Below are 3,149 nucleotides of genomic sequence, written 5' to 3'. Positions count from 1 at the left end.
CTATTGATGATAATCAAACAACTAATCCACCTACTGATGATAGTCAAAAACCTAATGTAAGCGAAACGACAAAACCATCAAAAGCTAATGCTGTAAAAACCGGAGATGATGTTAATTTAGAATTAGCGGTTATGGGATTAGCTGGAGCTGCGTTAATTTTAGCGGTGACAAAAAAATATTGTAAAATAAAATAGGTAAAAGGCTTCTGTTTAGTGACAGAAGCTTTTGTTTAAAGTGCTGATCTAAATTTAATTGTTTTTTTAAGATGATAATTAATGAAAATAATTGAACATTTTTTATAATTTGTTCGGTAAATTAAACGTTTTGATGATTTATTTAGGAGTAGTAGTAAAAGGATATGTTGAATTTTTTAGTTTAAATTCATATATCATTACCCATTTTGCCTGAAATAGAATTGCAATCATATAATTGAATTAAAAATTATATTGTTTATTTTTTTAATTAGATATTGCAATTTTTATTATCATTATATATAAAGTCGAGTTAATTATCGATTTTGTAAGATTTCAAGTTAAATTTAATTGATATTATTATATACAACTATAATTATTGTAATATTTTTTGCATATCTTCAGTTCAATTTTTAATTTGAAGACAATGAAAGTAATTAATATTCTTAAAATTATATTTAAATAAGCAAATAGTCATCTTTTTATGAGTATTTAAAATAACAGTGGGTATGAAGTCGCTACAAAATAATTTGTGGTGTCTCCATTTTATTATTTACAAAACATGGGGAACATCTTATTTCAGGTTATTCTACACCTCACAAGTTGTAAATTCCTAGTTATTGTGTAATGCCCTTTTTTATGATGAACCAAATGGTTACAATTGCGATTTGATGACTTTTTAGTTTTAATATAAGAATGTATTTTTTATATCTTCAATCAATTTTTTTTGTCTATTTTTAATATTTATTTCAGACCAATCTTTCATTCCTTGTTCATATGGGGTAACAATATCATCTTTTGTTATTTTTAAATCTGCATACTTTTTAATACTTGGAATTTTTTTATAAAATGCTGAATTTTGTATTTTATTGTTCAATTTGCCTTTTAGTAGCGTCATGTTTCCAATTGAGTGAACCATTTGCTCTCTGTTTTCGATTATTTCGCGTTCACTGAGCGATGTTCCATCAGGGTGTTTAAGCTCTAAAATTAATGACCAATTTTCTTTCCATTTAACTGGCATAATATGTTCAAGAGTATAATCATATTTTAATTCTGTAATATCATGTTTTTCATTTTTTCTTCTATACAATTCTATCCAAAACAAATACATTGATGCTAATTTGTTATTTATTTTGTCTAATAGTATATAATTTGAATTATTTTCAATTTGGGCTAATTCATCATCAATTTTGTTTTCATCTTTTAAAAGAATCATTACTAATTTATTATAATTTTTTACTTTTGTTGTATTTCTAGTTAAATTATTAATAATTATATACTTTTCTAATTTGTGTAGACGACTGTTTAAAGTATCTTTGTCATTATTATACTCAAATAATAGTTTTAATACGTACGGATACATTGTTGTAGATTCGATCGTATTAAGAACATGTAAAAGTCTTTCCAAAATTGAATCATGTTTATATTCATATAAAACTCCTTTAGTTTCAAAATAAAAATTGTCCATATAAATTTGAGCATATTTCATCATTTCATCAATGAAATAATCTATTTCATCTACTGATTTAAAATTACGAAAAGTTTTTTTATAAACATTTGATAATTCTGATATTGTATTATCATTTGCATCATAAAGACCTTTTATAATTGCAAAGCAGTATAAAAATAACTCGAGATTTAAACGCTTAATTCTTCCTGTTATTATAATTTGGTCCCAATATTTATCGTGATCATTTGCAATAAACATTTTTTCCCATGTGTTTTCATATGTATTATTTAATTTGCTTTCAGCCATTTGTGTATATTGTTTTCGATAAAGTAATGCAGCAGTTTTAAATAAATTGTTTTTTATAGTGTCACTAGAAGTTAATAATACACCTGATGTGTTTAAAGAGTCAAAAATTGCTTGTTCATCAGCATTTTTTTCTAACGTTATAATTACACAGTAATTTATGTAACCTCCAATTAATTGTTCAAACTTATTTTTAATTAGTTCTTTATCTTTTTTTGCTAGTTCTTCACAAAAATAATTATAACATCCAATTATTCCTGTCGATTCATTTAATGATTTTCTAATTGAATCGTCCAAATTAATAATTTTATTATAATCTATGGCATCAACTTTAGAATGTTTTATTTTAGGATAGTAATTAGTTCCATAAAAATCTTTTGAAAACAATGTATCTCTAAATTTATCTTTTGCTGCTATTTTTTTATCATCATCTAAATTATCATACATGGCAACTAGCAACAAACTTATTGTTGTTAATCTTTGTTGACCATCAATTACATCAAGTTCATGAATCCCTACAGTATTTTCTTTCCTTTGAACAATTATTGAACCAATAAATCCGATTTGCTCTTTAGAAAAAATACTGTTCAATAATTCGCTCCAATTTTCTTCTTTCCATACATATCTTCTTTGAAAAAAAGGAATGTTCAATCTATTTTCTTGACTTAGAGTAAAAAAACTCCCTTCGCTCGCTTTAAATAATTCACTCATACAAATTTGCTCCTTTATTTACATATTATAGCATAATAATTATATTAATCTATCTTTCTTGTTTGATGGATAATAAATATATCTTTGAAATTATAAAAAAATAAGATGTTATTAATTTATAATTAATAGTTTGGATGTATAGTAAGTACAATAGTTTTAACTCTTATTAATATTTTTTGTATAATAGTTCATATATGTTAAGCTAAAAAATAAGGATTATGGACATATAGACATATTCAAATTTATAAGTAAAAAATATTGAAAATTAAATGTTTAATATCTTTTGATAAATACAAAATGGTAATTGTATTATGAATTAGATTTTCTGTTCATAGACTGTTTAAAATATCTTTGAAAATCAATTAGCGTATTTCTAGTAAGATAGAACGAACTTATTTGTGGTATAATATAAAGTAATAAAAGATAGGAGGTTTTTTGGATGATTAGAAGACATTATATTTTTAAAGGACGAGTACAAGGAGTTGGTTTTCGTT

Annotated in this window: 2 protein-coding genes; one reads left to right on the top strand and one right to left on the bottom strand. The window is 24.0% G+C overall.

Going from position 1 to position 3,149, the window contains the following annotated elements:
• On the top strand, nt 1-194 hold a 194-nt coding region (locus J7M77_RS13225; RefSeq protein ID WP_296879356.1), incomplete at its 5' end, for a hypothetical protein.
• Nucleotides 195-876: 682 nt separating this feature from the next.
• On the opposite strand, the gene J7M77_RS13220 is transcribed toward J7M77_RS13225, so the two are convergent.
• The gene (locus tag J7M77_RS13220) at nt 877-2,655 is read right to left on the bottom strand and encodes a DUF262 domain-containing protein (protein ID WP_296879354.1); all 1,779 of its coding nucleotides are present in this window, start codon (nt 2,653-2,655) and stop codon (nt 877-879) included.
• Nucleotides 2,656-3,149: the final 494 nt, after the last annotated feature.

Origin of the sequence: Thomasclavelia sp. (genome assembly GCF_017889095.1) — a bacterium.
GTDB lineage: Bacteria > Bacillota_I > Bacilli_A > Erysipelotrichales > Coprobacillaceae > Thomasclavelia.
This window is presented reverse-complemented; position numbering and strand designations above follow the sequence as displayed.